This window comes from Pseudomonas sp. PDM10 (assembly GCF_014852295.1).
Taxonomy (GTDB): Bacteria; Pseudomonadota; Gammaproteobacteria; order Pseudomonadales; family Pseudomonadaceae; genus Aquipseudomonas.
In genome coordinates, this window is record NZ_JACVBJ010000001.1 from 33,998 (window position 1) to 49,890 (window position 15,893).

A 15,893-nucleotide genomic window follows, 5' to 3' on the forward strand; every position below is an offset into this window, starting at 1 on the left:
GCCCCAGCGTTTGCGACCAGCGCTAAAGGCGATATGGGCAAAAAAGCCCCGCCCCGACAGGAATGCCGGGGCGGGGCGCTTTTCGTCAACGAAATATTCGTGAAGGGCAGGGCCCTTAACGGAACATCGCGCTGATCGATTCTTCGTTGCTGATGCGGCGAACCGCTTCGGCAACTACCGGCGCGATATCCAGTTGACGGATACGCGAGCAGGCTTGAGCAGCAGCGGACAACGGGATGGTGTTAGTCACCACCAGTTCGTCCAGCATTGAGTTTTCGATGTTTTCGATCGCCCGACCGGACAGCACAGGGTGTGTGCAGTAGGCGAAAACCTTGGCAGCGCCATGCTCTTTCAGGGCCTTGGCCGCGTGGCACAGAGTGCCGGCGGTATCGACCATGTCATCGACCAGAATACAGGTACGCCCTTCGACATCACCGATGATATGCATCACTTCAGAGTGATTGGCTTTCTCACGGCGTTTGTCGATGATCCCGAGATCCACGCCCAGGGATTTGGCAACAGCACGTGCACGCACGACGCCGCCAATGTCCGGGGACACGATCATCAGGTTTTCGAAGCGCTGATCTTCAATGTCATCCACCAATACCGGGGAGCCGTAGATGTTATCTACCGGAATATCGAAGAAACCCTGGATTTGGTCAGCATGCAGATCAACCGTGAGAACACGGTCGATGCCGACTACGGTAAGCATGTCAGCAACGACTTTCGCGCTGATAGCCACACGTGCGGAACGCGGACGGCGATCCTGACGGGCATAACCAAAGTAAGGAATAACAGCAGTGATACGAGTAGCCGAGGAGCGGCGGAAGGCGTCAGCCATCACTACCAGTTCCATCAGGTTATCGTTAGTCGGAGCGCAAGTCGGCTGAATAATGAAGACATCTTTACCGCGGACGTTTTCATTGATCTCGGCGGTAATTTCGCCGTCGGAGAACTTACCGACAGAGATGTCACCGAGAGGGATATGCAGCTGACGTACAACACGCCGAGCCAGATCGGGGTTAGCGTTCCCCGTAAAGACCATCATCTTGGACACGCGCAGTACCTAGAGGCTGAGGGTAACCTGGATGAGTATAGAAAATGGCAGGGGCGGCTGGATTCGAACCAACGCATGGCAGGATCAAAACCTGCTGCCTTACCGCTTGGCGACGCCCCTGTGTCTGTTGCAACGAGTACCCAGTACTCGATTCCTTTTAGAGCAGACTTTGCAGCTTGCGATGCAACATCGAAACGTTGCTTCCCTTTGCTACAAACCCTGTAAGGGTCTCTGTAAGAAGGGCCGAGACTTTATCAGCTTCAGCTTTGCTTGGGAAGCCCCCAAACACACAACTTCCAGTTCCGGTGAGTTTTGCTTCGGTAAATTTACCTAACAAATTCAAAGCGTTACGTACATCTGGGTAACGCCTTGCTACCACCGGTAAGCAGTCATTTCGACTGTTTCCCTTGGGAACGGGGCGCACTTTAATGGGAGAAGAGTTACGTGTCAACAACGGATCTGAAAAAATTTCTGCTGTACTTACAGAGACTTGCGGCACAAGCACGAGATACCACGGTTCTTCGGGGTCTACAGGGGTCAGTTTCTCCCCCACGCCTTCTGCAAAAGCCGCGTGCCCACGCACGAAAACCGGGACGTCCGCGCCAAGCGTCAGGCCCAGCACGGCCAGCCGATCCTCATCCCAACCCAGTTGCCAGAGATGATTGAGGCCGAGCAAAGTCGTCGCAGCATTTGAACTGCCACCACCGATACCACCGCCCATGGGCAGAATTTTTTCGATCCAGATGTCGATACCGAGGGAACAACCGGATTGCTCCTGAAGTTTTTTTGCAGCTCGAACAATCAGATTGCTGTCGTGAGGAACGCCATCGAATTCGGTGTGCAGTCGAATGACACCGTCATCACGAACGGCGAACGTGATTTCATCGCCGTAATCGAGAAACTGAAAAATAGTCTGCAACTCGTGATAACCGTCTTCACGGCGACCGAGGATGTGCAGCATCAGATTGAGTTTGGCCGGGGAGGGCAGCGTCAAGCGCGGAGCGGTCATGTTCACTGCCCCAATTTGCGAGGTTGCCATTCCTTGATCACCAGCGTGACGTCAAGGTCGGTGCCGTGCAGTTTGATCCGCTCGGGCAGCCAAAAGCCGTTTTGCTCGGCATAGCTGAGGTATTCGACCTGCCAGCCATCCTGCTCAAGATTGGCCAGGCGGCTGTCGGCATCCAGTGTCAGACGGCTTTTGCTGTCCGGAGCCGGGAGCCCGCGAACCCACCAGGCCAGATTGGACACCGGTAACTTCCAGCCCAGTTGTTCTTCGACCAGCACTTCAGGCGTCGGCGCTTCATAGCGGCCCTGGTTGGCGACTTCCAGCGAGACCTTGCCGGGGCGGCCGGTCAGGCGTGCTGCGCCGCGACCCAGGGGGCCGGAGAGGCGAATGTCGTAGTAATCCTGTCGCTGCAGCCAGAACAACGTGCCGCTGCCCGAGTCTTTCGGGGCGCGAATGCCGATCTTGCCGTTGATCTGCCAGCCGTCGAGGCTGGTCAGTTGCTGTTTGTACTCGCGCCATTGGGCCGGGTTGCCTTTGCCCTGGACCGATTCGCGGGCACCGAAGCCCGCGCAACCGGCGAGCAGGGCGATGAAGCTGAAAACAATGAGGTGGCGCAAAAACATAATCTTAAAGAGTCTCTGATCCGGTCAGGCGCTTGATGGTGCTGCGCAGGAGGGGGCTGTCGGGCTGTTCCTTGAGGAACTTACTCCAGATTTGTTTGGCTTCCCGTTGCTTGCCATTGGCCCACAGGACTTCGCCCAGGTGCGCGACGACTTCCTGATCGGGGAAGCGCTCCAGCGCCTGGCGCAGCAGGCGTTCGGCTTCGTCGAAGTTGCCCATGCGGAAGTTCACCCAGCCGAGGCTGTCGAGTACCGCCGGGTCTTCCGGATTGATCTTGTGCGCCTGTTCGATCAAGGCCTTGGCTTCGGCGTAGCGCGTCGTACGGTCGGACAGGGTGTAACCGAGGGCGTTCAGCGCCATCGCGTTGTCCGGGTCGCGCTTGATGATCAGGCGCAGGTCTTTTTCCATCTGCGCCAGGTCATTGCGTTTTTCCGCTTGCATGGCGCGGGTGTACAGCAGATTCAGATCGTCCGGGTATTGCTGCAAGGCTTGCTTCAATACATTCCAGGCCTTGTCGGGCTGTTTATTGGCGGACAAGGTTTCGGCTTCGATCAAATACAACTGGATCGCGTAATCGGGCTGTTCATCGCGCTCCGCAGCCAGACGGCTTTGGGCTTCGGCGGTCTTGCCGTTGTTCATCAGGATATCGGCCTGACGCAATTGCGCCGGCAGGTAATCGTTGCCCGGGCCGACCTGGGCGTACTCGATCAGCGCGCCTTGAGGGTCATTGCGCTCTTCTGCGATACGACCGAGGTTCAAGTGCGCCGAATCGACGTGGCTTTCCCGGGCAATCAGGTCTTCCAGATAGCCCTTGGCCTCCTTCCAGGCCTTGGCTTCCAGGCAAACCAACGCCAGGGAGTAACGCAGTTCGTCGTCTTCGGGGTACTGCTGAACCAGGCTCGAGAACTCGGCTTTGGCGTCGTCCATGCGGTCCTGTTCAACCAGCATGCGCGCATAAGTCAGGCGCAGGCGTTTGTCGTCCGGGTATTTCTTGATGCTTTTTTGCAGCAGCGGCAAGGCTTCATCGCCACGACTGAGGGTCTGCAGCAGGCGTGCGCGCAGTAGAATCGGTGCTATTTCGCCTTCGTCCGGTGGATTGTCTTCCAGCAGGCCCAGCGCACCCTTGGCGTCACCGTCCTGTTGCAACAGCAAGGCTTTGCCGAAAATCAGCTGACTGTTGTTCGGATGGCGCTGCAATAAACGGTCAAAACTTTTCATCAAGCCGTTGCGCGTGTCCTGGTCGGTGTCGGCCGCAGACAGGGCGAGGAAGTCGAAATGCGTGTCGCCCTTGCCTTGCAGGACCTTCTCCATATAGGCCATGGAGTCGTCATAACGCCCGGCACGAGCCAGTTGCACGGCAGCGGCCCGTTGCGCCTCGAGGTCTTGCGGCGCGTTTTTCGCCCAGATCAACGAGGTGTCCAGGGCAGCCTGATCGGCGCCCAGGTACTCGGCGATACGGAATGCCCGCTCGGAGATGCCCGGATCCTGAGTGTTGATCGCCTGGGTCACGTAGTTGTCCAGGGCAATGTCGAAACGATTGCGCTGGCCAGCCAGTTCGGCGCTCAACAGACTGAAGATGGTTTCTTCACTGAATGAGCTGTAAACCTTGGGCTTTTCAGGGGCCGGAGTGCTGTCTTCGACCGGCGGCGTACCGTCCGACGAAACGGGTGCCAAGGCCTGGCAGCCGCTGAGGAAGACAAAAGCGAGGAGCAACGCGGAAGATCTATTCATATAGGAAGAGGACGACTAACCTGCGGTCGGATCATCATGACACAAGCCTTCGGCCAAACATAACCGTGTCTCAATTGGCGCCTTTATAGAGGCAGGTCATTGGGACAATAGTCAGCGGTAGTTGTTCTGGCTCTGTCGAAGTAGGACAATTGCCGGCTTCACGTCACCATCAGCGACCTTGAATGGCCTTCCTTGCACTCGGTATTAACCACAAGACTGCTTCAGTAGACGTCCGCGAGCGCGTGGCCTTTACCCCTGAGCAGCTGGTGGAGGCTTTGCAGCAGCTCTGCCGACTGACCGACAGCCGCGAAGCTGCGATCCTCTCCACCTGCAATCGCAGTGAACTCTATATAGAACAGGATCACCTTTCGGCGGACGTCATCCTGAGCTGGCTGGCCGATTATCACCATTTGAGCCTCGAAGAGCTGCGCGCGAGCGCTTATGTGCACGAAGATGATGCGGCAGTTCGTCACATGATGCGGGTGGCCTCCGGGCTCGATTCGCTGGTGTTGGGCGAACCGCAGATTCTCGGCCAGATGAAATCGGCCTACGCCGTGGCCCGCGAGGCCGGCACCATCGGTCCGTTGCTCGGGCGGCTGTTCCAGGCCACGTTCAATGCGGCCAAACAGGTGCGCACCGACACCGCCATCGGCGAGAACCCGGTGTCCGTGGCGTTTGCCGCGGTCAGTCTGGCGAAACAGATTTTCAGCGACCTGCAACGTAGCCAGGCCTTGCTGATCGGCGCTGGCGAGACCATCACTCTGGTCGCCCGCCACCTGCATGAATTGGGTGTAAAGCGCATCGTCGTCGCCAACCGCACCCTGGAGCGCGCGAGCATTCTGGCCGAGCAGTTCGGCGCCCACGCGGTGTTGCTCTCGGACATCCCGGCGGAACTGGTGCGCAGCGACATCGTTATCAGCTCCACCGCCAGCCAGTTGCCGATCCTGGGCAAGGGTGCGGTGGAAAGCGCCTTGAAACTGCGCAAGCACAAGCCGATCTTCATGGTAGACATCGCCGTCCCCCGGGATATCGAGCCGGAAGTCGGCGAACTGGACGACGTTTACCTGTATAGCGTCGACGATCTCCACGAAGTGGTCGCCGAGAACCTCAAGAGCCGCCAGGGCGCAGCCCAGGCGGCGGAAGAGATGGTCTCGATCGGTGCCGAAGATTTCATGGTTCGCCTGCGTGAACTGGCGGCGGTGGATGTGCTCAAGGCCTATCGCCAACAAAGCGAGCGCCTGCGCGACGAAGAATTGCAGAAGGCCCAGCGCATGCTGGCCAACGGCAGCAGCGCCGAAGACGTGCTGGTGCAGCTGGCGCGGGGCCTGACCAACAAACTCTTGCACGCACCGAGCGTGCAGTTGAAAAAGCTCTCTGCCGAAGGCCGCCTCGATGCGCTGGCCATGGCCCAGGAACTCTTTGCCCTGAATGAGGGCTCATCGGATAGCTTTTCGGATAAAAAACCGCAATGAAAGCGTCACTGCTCAATAAGCTGGACATCCTCCAGGACCGTTTCGAGGAATTGACCGCCTTGCTTGGCGACGGCGAAGTCATTTCCGATCAGGCCAAATTCCGCACCTATTCCAAGGAATATGCGGAAGTCGAACCGATTGTCGAAACCTATAAACAGTTGCTCAAGGTGCAAAGTGATCTCGAGGGCGCTCAGGCGCTGCTCAAGGACAACGACCCGGACATGCGCGAAATGGCCGTGGAAGAAGTCCGCGAAGCCAAAGAGCAACTGATCGACATCGAAGCCAGCCTGCAACGCATGCTGCTGCCCAAGGATCCGAACGATGGGCGTAACGTGTTCCTCGAAATCCGCGCCGGCACCGGCGGTGACGAGGCGGCGATTTTCTCCGGCGACCTGTTCCGCATGTATTCGCGTTACGCCGAGCGTCGCGGCTGGCGGGTGGAAATCCTCTCGGAGAACATCGGTGAACACGGCGGCTTTAAAGAAGTCATCGCCCGCGTCGAAGGCGACAACGTCTATGGCAAGCTGAAATTCGAATCCGGTGCCCACCGCGTACAACGGGTTCCCGCTACTGAATCCCAGGGTCGCATCCACACCTCGGCCTGCACCGTAGCCGTATTGCCTGAGCCGGACGAGCAGGAAGCAATCGAGATCAACCCCTCGGATTTGCGCATCGATACCTACAAATCCTCCGGTGCCGGTGGTCAGCACGTTAACAAGACGGACTCGGCGATCCGCATCACGCACTTGCCGTCCGGTATTGTCGTCGAGTGCCAGGAAGAACGTTCCCAGCACAAGAACCGCGCCCGGGCGATGTCCTGGCTGTCGGCCAAGCTCAACGATCAGCAAACCAGTGCCGCCGCGAACGCTATCGCCAGCGAGCGTAAGTTGCTGGTCGGTTCGGGCGATCGCTCGGAGCGGATCCGCACGTACAACTTTGCCCAGGGGCGGGTCACCGACCACCGGGTCAACCTGACGCTGTATTCCCTCGACGAAATCCTCGCGGGTGGCGTCGATGCGGTGATCGAGCCGTTGCTGGCCGAATACCAGGCCGACCAATTGGCAGCGATAGGTGAGTAAATGACGATCATTGCCAGTTTGTTACGCGCCGCCGACCTGCCAGATTCGCCCTCCGCGCGCCTGGATGCCGAACTGTTGCTGGCCGCTGCGTTGGGCAAGTCCCGCAGTTTTCTGCACACCTGGCCCGAGCGCATCGTTCCAAGCGAGGCGGCACTTAAATTTGCCGAGTATTTGCAGCGCCGCCGTGGCGGTGAGCCAGTGGCCTACATCCTCGGTCAGCAAGGTTTCTGGAAACTTGATCTGGAAGTGGCGCCGCACACGCTGATCCCGCGCCCGGACACCGAGCTGTTAGTGGAAGCGGCGCTTGAACTCCTGCCCGCCACGACTGCCAAGGTCCTCGACCTCGGCACCGGCAGCGGCGCCATTGCGTTGGCCCTGGCCAGCGAGCGTCCGGCCTGGAAGGTGACCGCCGTGGATCGCGTGCTCGAAGCCGTGGCCCTGGCCGAGCGCAATCGCCAGCGCTTGCATCTGAACAACGCCACCGTGCTGAGCAGTCATTGGTTCAGTGCGCTGGAAGGTCAGCGTTTTCAGCTGATCATCAGCAACCCGCCTTACATTGCATCCGCCGATCCGCATCTGGTGGAAGGCGATGTGCGCTTCGAACCGGCCAGTGCCCTGGTGGCTGGCGTCGATGGGCTAGACGATCTGCGTCTGATCGTCGCCCAGGCGCCGGATTATCTGGAAGCGGGCGGTTGGCTGATGCTTGAACACGGTTACGATCAAGCCACTGCGGTACGCGATTTGCTGCTGACCCGCGGCTTTGAAGAAGTCCACAGCCGCACCGATCTGGGCGGTCACGAACGTATCAGCCTGGGGCGCCTGCCGTGCTGAATGATCAGGAATTGTTGCGCTACAGTCGGCAGATTCTGTTGCAACACGTCGACATCGACGGCCAGTTGCGACTGAAAGAAAGCCGCGTGTTGATCGTCGGTCTTGGCGGCCTCGGCTCGCCGGTTGCGCTATATCTGGCCGCCGCCGGCGTCGGTGAGTTGCATCTGGCGGACTTCGACACTGTCGACCTGACCAACCTGCAACGCCAGATCGTCCATGACACCGACAGCGTTGGCCTGAGCAAGGTCGACTCGGCGATCCGCCGACTGACTGCAATCAATCCCGAAATTCAGTTGATCGCCCATCGCACCGCGCTGGACGAAGATTCCCTGGCCGCCGCCGTGGCCGCGGTGGATCTGGTGCTGGACTGTTCCGACAACTTCTCCACCCGCGAAGCGGTCAACGCTGCGTGTGTCGCTGCCGGCAAACCTCTGGTCAGCGGCGCAGCGATTCGGCTCGAAGGTCAGTTGTCAGTGTTTGACCCGCGTCGTCCGGAAAGCCCGTGCTACCACTGCTTATATGGTCACGGCAGCGAAGCCGAACTGACCTGCAGCGAAGCCGGCGTCGTAGGGCCATTGGTTGGCTTGGTGGGCAGCCTTCAGGCACTGGAAGCCATGAAGTTGCTGGTGGGTTTCGGCGAGCCGCTGGTGGGGCGCCTGTTGTTGATCGATGCCTTGGGCTCGCGCTTCCGCGAATTGCGGGTCAAGCGTGATCCGGGCTGCAGCGTTTGTGGTTCGAAGCATGCGTGAAGCGCCGATTGGCGTGTTCGACTCCGGCGTCGGTGGGCTTTCGGTGCTGGCCGAGATCCAGCGTTTGCTGCCCAACGAGTCACTGTTGTACGTCGCCGATTGCGGGAATATTCCCTACGGCGAGAAAACCCCGGAATTCATCCGTCATCGCTGCAGCGTGATGGCCGGTTTTTTTCAGCAGCAGGGCGCCAAGGCCTTGGTGTTGGCCTGCAATACGGCGACGGTCGCTGGCGTTGCCGACTTGCGACGCGATTATCCAGAGTGGCCCATCGTCGGCATGGAGCCGGCGGTCAAACCGGCCGCTGCCGCCACCCGCAGCGGTGTGGTCGGTGTGCTCGCTACCACCGGCACCTTGCAGAGTGCCAAGTTCGCCGCGTTGCTCGACCGATTCGCCACCGATGTGCGCGTCATCACTCAGCCGTGCCCCGGCCTGGTGGAGCTGATTGAAAACGGCGATCTGCACAGCGAGGCATTGCGCCAGTTGCTGGCCAGGTATGTCGAACCACTGCTCGGCGCCGGGTGCGACACGATAATTCTGGGCTGCACGCATTATCCTTTCCTAAAGCCGTTGCTGAAGCAGATGATCCCCGATGACATCAGCTTGATTGATACCGGGGCCGCTGTAGCGCGGCAACTTCAGCGATTGTTGGCCGAGCGGGAATTGCTTGCCGAGGGGCCTGCACGTGCGGCACAGTTCTGGACGAGTGCCGATCCAGAGCATTTCAGAAATATCTTGCCGATACTGTGGAATACCGCTGGCGTTGTGCGAAGCTTCAAGGAGTAAACAAAACTCGGGGCAAGCGAGTAATTGGGGTGAACTTCTGATTAATCGTCGACTTCTATAGCGTCAAGCAACAAAAAAACCTTACGAAATCGTTCGGAAAAGGATGTTTCTAATGAAGCGACTATTCTGCTTGGCCGCGATTGCGGCTGCACTGATGGGGCACAGTTTTACCGCACAAGCGGCAGGCGTGGAGTTCGCGGTCGGAGAGACCAGCGACTCGACCATGACCTATCGACTGGGCATGCAATTCGATTGGGACAAGAGCTGGTTGCAGAGTGATATCGGTCGTGTGACCGGTTACTGGAGCGGTGCCTACACCTATTGGGAAGGCGACACGACCTCCAGCAACCACAGCCTGTCGTTCTCGCCTGTGTTTGTTTACGAGTTTGCCGGTCAGAACGTCAAGCCGTACCTGGAGGCCGGGATTGGCGTGGCGTTGTTCGCTCATAGCGAACTTGAAGACAACAACCTCGGTGGTGCTTTTCAGTTCGAAGACCGATTCGGCTTTGGTCTGCGCTTTGCGGGCGGACATGAAGTCGGGATTCGTGCGACGCACTACTCCAATGCCGGTCTTAACAGTTACAACGACGGCGTAGAAAGCTACTCGCTGCACTACACGATGCCGTTGTAGGCGCTTTGAATGTGGGAGCAAGTCATGTGGCGAGGGGATTTATCCCCGTTCGACTGCGAAGCAGTCGTAGACGCGGTTTAACTTTGAAATGCTGGGGCTGCTACGCAGCCCAACGGGGATAAATCCCCTCGCCACAGAGGCTTGCTCCCACATTTGTATTCGGTTGACTTCGACTTCAGCGATACGCCGTGGTAATCCCTTGGCGTTCGTCGATGCATTCTGGTGCGCCCATCTCGAACTCCCGGCAGATCAACGGGCGTTTTTCATAGATGGTGCACATCATCGTGTTGCGATCCAGCGCGGCGCACCAGCCGTCATCCAGACGCAGCATGACTTCCCCACCCCAGTCATCGGTATCGATAAAACGTTCGGGCACGCCCGTGTCTGTGATCAGCATGACTTCGAGCTGACAGCAGCAAGCTGCGCAGGTCGAGCATGTGACCGCAGGCTCGGCGATTTGCGTATGGGGAATGGTTTTCATGGCGCCCAGTGTAAGGCACTGAGCCGGTGCTGTGTGAAAGGCCTGACGGACGCTTGGTTACCGGTTCGAACAGGGTGATCTTATGGCTGCGATTCAGCAGCCAGGTGCGATCAGCCTTGAGAGGCAGGTGATTTCACGGCTGGTCCTTGATCGGCGGATTGCTGCGCACCATGCGTTTGCCGATTGCCAGTTTTCCTCGGTTGGGTCTTGTCGACAATGGCCAGTGGTCGGCCATGAACAACGCCGGAAAGGCTATCTCCAGTGGACGATTCTTGAGTTCGGCGAAGATGTAGCGTGCGGACTTGTCCACCGGCCAGTTGAGTGGCATGGAGACGTTGTGCGCCGTCAGCGGCGTCTCGACAAACCCCGGGCTGACCACGGTGACTTCGATGCCTTGCGGTGCAAGATCAATTCGCGACGATTCAAACAGGTAACGCAGCCCGGGCTTTGAGGCACCATGCGCCTCGGACCGTGGCAGCGGCAGGTAGGTGACCGAGCTGGCGACGCCCACCAGATACGGCGCGGTGCCGGCGCGCAAGAGCGGCTGGGCAGCCTGGATGCAATAGCTGCTGGCAAGCAGGTTGGTGCGCACTACGTGCTCGACGATCGATGAATCGAACTGCTGAACGTCGACATATTCGCAAGTGCCGGCGTTGATAATCACTGTGTCCAGAGCTCCCCACGCCTCGGCGATCTGTTCGCCGATTTCTCGCACGGTCTGGCTGTTGGTCAGGTCACCGGCCACCACCAGCACTTGTCCCGGATAACGCTGGGACAAGACTTTGAGTGGCGCCACCGAGCGAGCGCTCACCGCGAGGTGAGCACCGGTTTTCAGTATTTCTTCGGCCAGCGAGGCACCAATGCCGTTACTGGCACCTGTCAGCCAGTAGCGCCGTGGAGGTGTAAAACTCATCCCATTCTCCTTTTCAGTCAGGCAATCGCCCGGCAGGTTGTCGTGATGGCAGGTTCTTGAACGCGGCCAGCGCCCGTTGGCGAGAGCTGCTCAGATTGACGATCGGTGACGGATAATCCGCTACGCCGAACAGGCCGCCGAGGTTCGCCGGGTTGTGCACATCCTTCTTGTTCAGCCCGGCCAGTTCCGGCAGCCAGTACTTGATGAACAGCCCCTCGCTGTCGAATTTCTCCGACTGGCTCAGCGGGTTGAAAATCCGGAAGTAGGGCGCTGAATCGGTGCCAGTGGACGAACTCCACTGCCAGCCACCGTTGTTCGCCGCCAGGTCGCCATCGATCAGATGCCGCATGAAAAAACGCTCGCCTTCACGCCAGTCAATCAGCAGGTTCTTGGTCAGGAACATTGCCACCACCATGCGCAGACGGTTGTGCATCCAGCCGGTTTCAAGCAATTGACGCATGGCCGCGTCGATAATCGGCAGGCCGGTACGGGCTTCTTGCCAGGCCAGGAGTTCATTCGGGGCATCGCGCCAGGCGAGGGCTTCGGTTTCCGGGCGGAAGGCGCGATGACGCGAGACCCGTGGGTAGCCCACCAGAATGTGTTTGTAGAATTCGCGCCACAGCAATTCGTTGATCCAGGTGACGGCGCCGACCTTGCCACTTTCGAACTCGCCCTGATTGCTTTGCAGCGCGGCGTGCAGACATTGGCGGGGGGAAATCACCCCGGCGGCGAGATAGGCCGACAGCTGACTGGTGCCCGGTTTGGACGGGAAATCGCGTTCGTTTTTGTAGTCGTCGATCTGGGCATCGGCGAAGGTGTCGAGGCGACGGTGGGCTTCGGCTTCACCGGCAGGCCATAGACTGCGCAAGTTGTCGCTGGGCGTTGCGAAACCTTCAACGTTCGATGGGATCTTGTCGCTGCTGATCGCCAGCGGCGCCTGCACGGCAGGTGCTGGGACGCGCTTCGGCAACGACCCGCGCAGACGGTCGTAACACGCCTTGCGGAACTGGCTGAACACCTGAAAGTAAGTGCCCGTTTTGGTCAGTACAGTGCCCGGTTTTAACAGCAGTTGATCAAGGTAGCTAAAAAAGTCGATGGCATTGGCTTTCAGTGTTTCGGCCACCGCTGCGTCACGACGGCTTTCATGAATGCCGTATTCCTCGTTGACGTGCACCGCGCCAATCTTCAATTGTTGGCAAAGATCGAGCAGCACCCTGGGTGCCTCATCCCAGCGAGATGCCTTGCGGATCAACAAGGGAATGTTCAGCTCATCCAGCGCGCCGCGTAACTCGCTCAGGTTGCGTAGCCAGAAATCCACTTTGCATGGCGCATCATCGTGCTCCAGCCATTGCTCCGGGCTCAGCAGGTACACCGCCACAGTCGGGCCGCGGGCTGCGGCGGCCGAGAGGGCGGTGTTGTCCTGTAGGCGCAAGTCGCTGCGCAGCCAGATCAATTGCACAGAGGTGTCCGCACGATTCATTAAAAATTCGCCATTAAATGAGCCCACGCTGAATCAGGCCCTGATGCGCTGCTAACGGATCTTCAGCCAGGAACAAATCAGTAATCTTGAACGTTCGTGCGGACAACTCGGTGTGATGGATGCATACCGTTGGTCCGGCAATCATTTTTGGGCAACTGACACCATTCAAAAGTTTCGGCAGCTGCGAAAGATTCATCGCTTTGCTGGAATACAGCAGTACGCCGCGGGCTTGCAGATGATCGACCGCCAGCGAGAGTTCGCCAGCGGGGAGCGGCCAGTCAAACACTTCCACCGGGCAATCGGCGCTGCTGATCAGCCAGGCGGTCAGCCACAGATGAGGTTCCAGTGGGAGGTCCGAGTGATTGATCAACAACAGTGGCGCGGTGCGTAACTGACGGTTGTTATGGTAGATGCGTGCGCCAAATTTGCTGCGTAACCAGGAGTAAAAAAACACTTGCTCCATCTGCGCGCCGAACTGGCCTTGCCAGCGTTGCTCCAGTTCAGCCAGCAATGGCATCAGCAGTTGTGCGCACAAGGTCCGTGGTGGATACAGCGCCATGGCCTGATTGACCGTGTCATCGACGGTGCGTTCGTTCAGTTGAGTGACCGCTTGCAGCAGCGTATGGCGCAGCACGTGCCAATCGCTTTCGACGGATTCGGTAAAGGCCTGCGGAGTGTCGAGCAGTGGCTTGACCTGGCTGACGGCCACGCCGCGGTTGAGCCAGGTGAGGATCGTCAGGATGCGTTGAACGTGTTCGGCAGAGAACAGTCGATGACCCTTGGGCGTGCGTTGCGGCACGATAAGGCCATAACGCCGTTCCCAGGCTCGCAGGGTGACGGCGTTGACACCAGTCTGCCGCGCGACCTCACGGATTGGCAGCCAGCCTTCGTCGAGAGCTTTCTTGAAGTCGGCGCCGGGGTCTTCGCTGGCGCTGGTGTCGAGTGGGCTTTTCATTGGATTGGCATTAGATTGCGTTTCGCAGGCTGAGATTTTCCGGATGCGGTTGCAGGTAAACCTGTTGCGCAATGTAGGGATCCGGGTGTTGACGGAAGTAGTGTTTGAGCAGCGTCAACGGCACCACCAACGGCACGATGCCGTGGCGGTACTGGCCGATGACGTGTTGCACTTCCTGTTTGTCTTCAGGGCTGATGGTCTGTTTGAGATAGCCACTGATGTGTTGCAGGACGTTGGTGTGGGTGCGGCGGGTGGCGCATTTTTTCAAGGCCCCCATCAGCTCGCTGAAGTAGCGTGGGCCGAGTTCGTTCGGGTCGGTCTGGCCCATGTTGCCCAGCAGGTTTCCCAGGGTTTTGTACTGCACCGGGTTGTGGGCCATCAGCAGGTATTTGTAGCGCGAGTGGAAGTCCGTGAGGCCACGGCGAGTCAGGCCGTCGCGCAGCAACTGCTGCCAGGCACTGTAGGCGAACACGCGGGTGAGGAAGTTTTCTCGCAGCACTGGGTCGTTGAGTCGGCCGTCTTCTTCCACCGGTAAATCCGGATGCCGCGCGCAGAACGCCTGGGCGTAGATGCCACGGCCACCACCGTCCACCGGCGCACCGTTGGCGTGGTAGACCTTGACCCGATCCAGGCCGCATGACGGGGATTTCTGCATGAAGATGTAGCCGCAGATGTCGCCCAGTTCCGCGGCCATTTTCTGACCGTATTCGGCGAGCGGCCGGGTGACATCGAGTGTTGTGTTAACGGTACCGATGGCTTCTGGATGTTGTGGATCGCCCACCAGACGGATCGGTTCACGGGGAATGCCGAGACCGATGGCGACTTCCGGACAGACCGGAACAAAATCGAAATAGTCGGTGAGGGTGCGACTGCACAACTGCGAGGCCTTGTGCCCGCCGTTGAAGCGCACTTCTGCCCCCATCAGGCAGGCGCTGATGGCGATCTTCGGTTTCACGGTGGCGTGGGGCATCGGAGCACCTCGAATCTAAACCTGTACAGACTGTTCGGTCTGTACAACATAACTTCATCATAGATTCAAAGGTGTACAAGTCAAATTATTTGTATAAGTTTTATCGTCGGCCTCCTCCCGGATTAATGCGGTTCACTGCAAATGTGCGTGCAAGCGGCGGGCGGCTTCCTGGCCGCTGAGCCAGGCGCCTTCGACACGACCGGACAAGCACCAGTCGCCACACACATAGAGGCCCAGATCGGCATCGGCCAGGGCTCCCCATTCATGGCTGCTGGCGGGCCGGGCGTAGAGCCAGCGGTGCGCAAGGCTGAAGGTCGGGGCGGGCATGGAGTCGTGCAGCAGCTCGGCAAATGCGCCGTGCAATTGCTCGATCACCGCTTCCTTGGACAGGTCGATATGTTGCCGGCTCCAGGCACTGGTCGCATGCAGCACCCATGTATCGAGGGTGTTATCGCGCCCGGGTTTGCTGCGGTTGCGAGCCAGCCAGTCGAGTGGACTGTCCTGTACGAAGCAGCCTTCCATGGGCGTATCCAGCGGTGTCTCGAATGCCAGCGCGACAGCCCAGGTCGGGTCCATTTTCACCCCGGCGGCGGCACCGGCGAGTTTCGGCGCGGTGGCCAGCAGTGCAGTCGCCTGAGGCGCTGGCGTGGCGATAATCACATGACTGAACGGGCCGTGGGTGAAGCCTTCGGCGTCCTGCAGATGCCAGTGCTCCTCGCCGCGATAGACCTCGGTAATGCGGCAGGCGAAATGCACTTCCAGGTCGCCGAGCAAGCCGCGGGTGATCGCGCTCATACGAGGCGTGCCGACCCAACGAGTCTGTTCGTCCGGCGACAGGTTGAGCTGGCCGCCATGGTAGGTGTAGAGCTGCGGCATCCATTCAGCGACCCAGCCGTTGCCTTGCCAGCGTTGGACTTCAGTGACGAAGCGGCGATCGCGGGCGGTGAAATATTGCGCGCCCATGTCCAGAGCCCCCGCATCGCTGCGCTTGCTTGACATGCGTCCGCCACTGCCGCGGCTTTTATCGAAAAGTTGAACGACATGCCCGACCTCTGTCAGGGCCTGGGCGGCGGAGAGTCCGGCGATGCCGGTGCCGATGATTGCGATAGGTACAGTCATAGGGGCCTCGTTTA

Annotated in this window: 16 protein-coding genes and 1 tRNA gene; 6 read left to right on the forward strand and 11 right to left on the reverse strand. The window is 59.2% G+C overall.

Annotation, left to right across the window (positions count from 1 at the left end; translation table 11 throughout):
• Window positions 1–115: 115 nt before the first annotated feature.
• The 5 genes from IB252_RS00175 to IB252_RS00195 form a co-directional block, all read right to left on the reverse strand.
• The gene (locus tag IB252_RS00175; protein WP_003208392.1) at window positions 116–1,057 is read right to left on the reverse strand and encodes a ribose-phosphate pyrophosphokinase; all 942 of its coding nucleotides are present in this window, start codon (window positions 1,055–1,057) and stop codon (window positions 116–118) included.
• Window positions 1,058–1,102: 45 nt separating this feature from the next.
• A tRNA-Gln gene (locus tag IB252_RS00180) sits at window positions 1,103–1,177 on the reverse strand.
• 37 nt (window positions 1,178–1,214) lie between these two features.
• On the reverse strand, window positions 1,215–2,066 hold the full coding sequence (gene ispE / locus IB252_RS00185) for a 4-(cytidine 5'-diphospho)-2-C-methyl-D-erythritol kinase (protein WP_046053453.1): 852 nt from the start codon (window positions 2,064–2,066) through the stop codon (window positions 1,215–1,217).
• A gap of 2 nt (window positions 2,067–2,068) precedes the next feature.
• Window positions 2,069–2,686, reverse strand: a complete 618-nt coding sequence (lolB, locus tag IB252_RS00190) for a lipoprotein insertase outer membrane protein LolB (protein ID WP_111451266.1) — start codon at window positions 2,684–2,686, stop codon at window positions 2,069–2,071.
• Window positions 2,687–2,690: 4 nt separating this feature from the next.
• The gene (locus IB252_RS00195; RefSeq protein ID WP_192406190.1) at window positions 2,691–4,415 is read right to left on the reverse strand and encodes a tetratricopeptide repeat protein; all 1,725 of its coding nucleotides are present in this window, start codon (window positions 4,413–4,415) and stop codon (window positions 2,691–2,693) included.
• Window positions 4,416–4,597: 182 nt separating this feature from the next.
• Between IB252_RS00195 and hemA the strand changes: the two genes are divergently transcribed.
• From hemA to IB252_RS00225, 6 genes are all read left to right on the forward strand, one after another.
• Window positions 4,598–5,887, forward strand: a complete 1,290-nt coding sequence (gene hemA, locus IB252_RS00200; RefSeq protein ID WP_192406191.1) for a glutamyl-tRNA reductase — start codon at window positions 4,598–4,600, stop codon at window positions 5,885–5,887.
• Complete coding sequence (gene prfA / locus IB252_RS00205) at window positions 5,884–6,966, forward strand: peptide chain release factor 1 (RefSeq protein ID WP_111451269.1); 1,083 nt, start codon at window positions 5,884–5,886, stop codon at window positions 6,964–6,966. The genes hemA and prfA overlap by 4 nt, the downstream gene beginning before the upstream one ends.
• Window positions 6,967–7,797: a peptide chain release factor N(5)-glutamine methyltransferase gene (gene prmC, locus IB252_RS00210; RefSeq protein ID WP_192406192.1), complete on the forward strand. Its 831-nt coding sequence runs from the start codon at window positions 6,967–6,969 to the stop codon at window positions 7,795–7,797.
• Window positions 7,791–8,546: a molybdopterin-synthase adenylyltransferase MoeB gene (locus IB252_RS00215; protein WP_008153418.1), complete on the forward strand. Its 756-nt coding sequence runs from the start codon at window positions 7,791–7,793 to the stop codon at window positions 8,544–8,546. Before prmC ends, IB252_RS00215 begins: the two co-directional genes overlap by 7 nt.
• The gene (murI, locus tag IB252_RS00220; protein WP_192406193.1) at window positions 8,539–9,330 is read left to right on the forward strand and encodes a glutamate racemase; all 792 of its coding nucleotides are present in this window, start codon (window positions 8,539–8,541) and stop codon (window positions 9,328–9,330) included. Before IB252_RS00215 ends, murI begins: the two co-directional genes overlap by 8 nt.
• A gap of 112 nt (window positions 9,331–9,442) precedes the next feature.
• On the forward strand, window positions 9,443–9,961 hold the full coding sequence (locus tag IB252_RS00225; RefSeq protein WP_111451273.1) for an acyloxyacyl hydrolase: 519 nt from the start codon (window positions 9,443–9,445) through the stop codon (window positions 9,959–9,961).
• 175 nt (window positions 9,962–10,136) lie between these two features.
• Here IB252_RS00225 and IB252_RS00230 read toward each other — a convergent pair whose 3' ends face one another.
• The 6 genes from IB252_RS00230 to IB252_RS00255 all read right to left on the reverse strand — a co-directional run bounded on the left by IB252_RS00230 (window position 10,137) and on the right by IB252_RS00255 (window position 15,879).
• The gene (locus tag IB252_RS00230; RefSeq protein ID WP_008153413.1) at window positions 10,137–10,442 is read right to left on the reverse strand and encodes a YkgJ family cysteine cluster protein; all 306 of its coding nucleotides are present in this window, start codon (window positions 10,440–10,442) and stop codon (window positions 10,137–10,139) included.
• Window positions 10,443–10,575: 133 nt separating this feature from the next.
• The gene (locus IB252_RS00235; RefSeq protein WP_192406194.1) at window positions 10,576–11,355 is read right to left on the reverse strand and encodes an SDR family NAD(P)-dependent oxidoreductase; all 780 of its coding nucleotides are present in this window, start codon (window positions 11,353–11,355) and stop codon (window positions 10,576–10,578) included.
• Between the two features lie 13 nt (window positions 11,356–11,368).
• Window positions 11,369–12,814: a deoxyribodipyrimidine photo-lyase gene (gene phrB, locus IB252_RS00240; protein ID WP_192407543.1), complete on the reverse strand. Its 1,446-nt coding sequence runs from the start codon at window positions 12,812–12,814 to the stop codon at window positions 11,369–11,371.
• A 34-nt stretch (window positions 12,815–12,848) separates the two neighbouring features.
• Window positions 12,849–13,790 carry a MerR family transcriptional regulator gene (locus IB252_RS00245; protein WP_111451275.1) on the reverse strand — a complete coding sequence of 314 codons (942 nt, stop codon included), beginning with the start codon at window positions 13,788–13,790 and terminating at the stop codon, window positions 12,849–12,851.
• Between the two features lie 10 nt (window positions 13,791–13,800).
• On the reverse strand, window positions 13,801–14,760 hold the full coding sequence (locus tag IB252_RS00250) for a YbgA family protein (RefSeq protein WP_192406196.1): 960 nt from the start codon (window positions 14,758–14,760) through the stop codon (window positions 13,801–13,803).
• 132 nt (window positions 14,761–14,892) lie between these two features.
• Entirely contained in the window at window positions 14,893–15,879 is a 987-nt protein-coding gene (locus tag IB252_RS00255; RefSeq protein WP_111451277.1) for an NAD(P)/FAD-dependent oxidoreductase, read from the reverse strand.
• Between the last annotated feature and the right edge of the window lie 14 nt (window positions 15,880–15,893).

Excerpts from the sequence above, each read along its gene's own strand:
- ispE (WP_046053453.1), bottom strand. The coding sequence starts at position 2,066 with ATGACCGCTCCGCGCTTGACGCTGCCCTCCCCGGCCAAACTCAATCTG.
- lolB (WP_111451266.1), bottom strand. The coding sequence starts at position 2,686 with ATGTTTTTGCGCCACCTCATTGTTTTCAGCTTCATCGCCCTGCTCGCC.
- IB252_RS00195 (WP_192406190.1), bottom strand. The coding sequence starts at position 4,415 with ATGAATAGATCTTCCGCGTTGCTCCTCGCTTTTGTCTTCCTCAGCGGC.
- hemA (WP_192406191.1), top strand. The coding sequence starts at position 4,598 with ATGGCCTTCCTTGCACTCGGTATTAACCACAAGACTGCTTCAGTAGAC.
- prfA (WP_111451269.1), top strand. The coding sequence starts at position 5,884 with ATGAAAGCGTCACTGCTCAATAAGCTGGACATCCTCCAGGACCGTTTC.
- prmC (WP_192406192.1), top strand. The coding sequence starts at position 6,967 with ATGACGATCATTGCCAGTTTGTTACGCGCCGCCGACCTGCCAGATTCG.
- murI (WP_192406193.1), top strand. The coding sequence starts at position 8,539 with ATGCGTGAAGCGCCGATTGGCGTGTTCGACTCCGGCGTCGGTGGGCTT.
- IB252_RS00225 (WP_111451273.1), top strand. The coding sequence starts at position 9,443 with ATGAAGCGACTATTCTGCTTGGCCGCGATTGCGGCTGCACTGATGGGG.
- IB252_RS00230 (WP_008153413.1), bottom strand. The coding sequence starts at position 10,442 with ATGAAAACCATTCCCCATACGCAAATCGCCGAGCCTGCGGTCACATGC.
- IB252_RS00235 (WP_192406194.1), bottom strand. The coding sequence starts at position 11,355 with ATGAGTTTTACACCTCCACGGCGCTACTGGCTGACAGGTGCCAGTAAC.
- IB252_RS00245 (WP_111451275.1), bottom strand. The coding sequence starts at position 13,790 with ATGAAAAGCCCACTCGACACCAGCGCCAGCGAAGACCCCGGCGCCGAC.
- IB252_RS00250 (WP_192406196.1), bottom strand. The coding sequence starts at position 14,760 with ATGCCCCACGCCACCGTGAAACCGAAGATCGCCATCAGCGCCTGCCTG.
- IB252_RS00255 (WP_111451277.1), bottom strand. The coding sequence starts at position 15,879 with ATGACTGTACCTATCGCAATCATCGGCACCGGCATCGCCGGACTCTCC.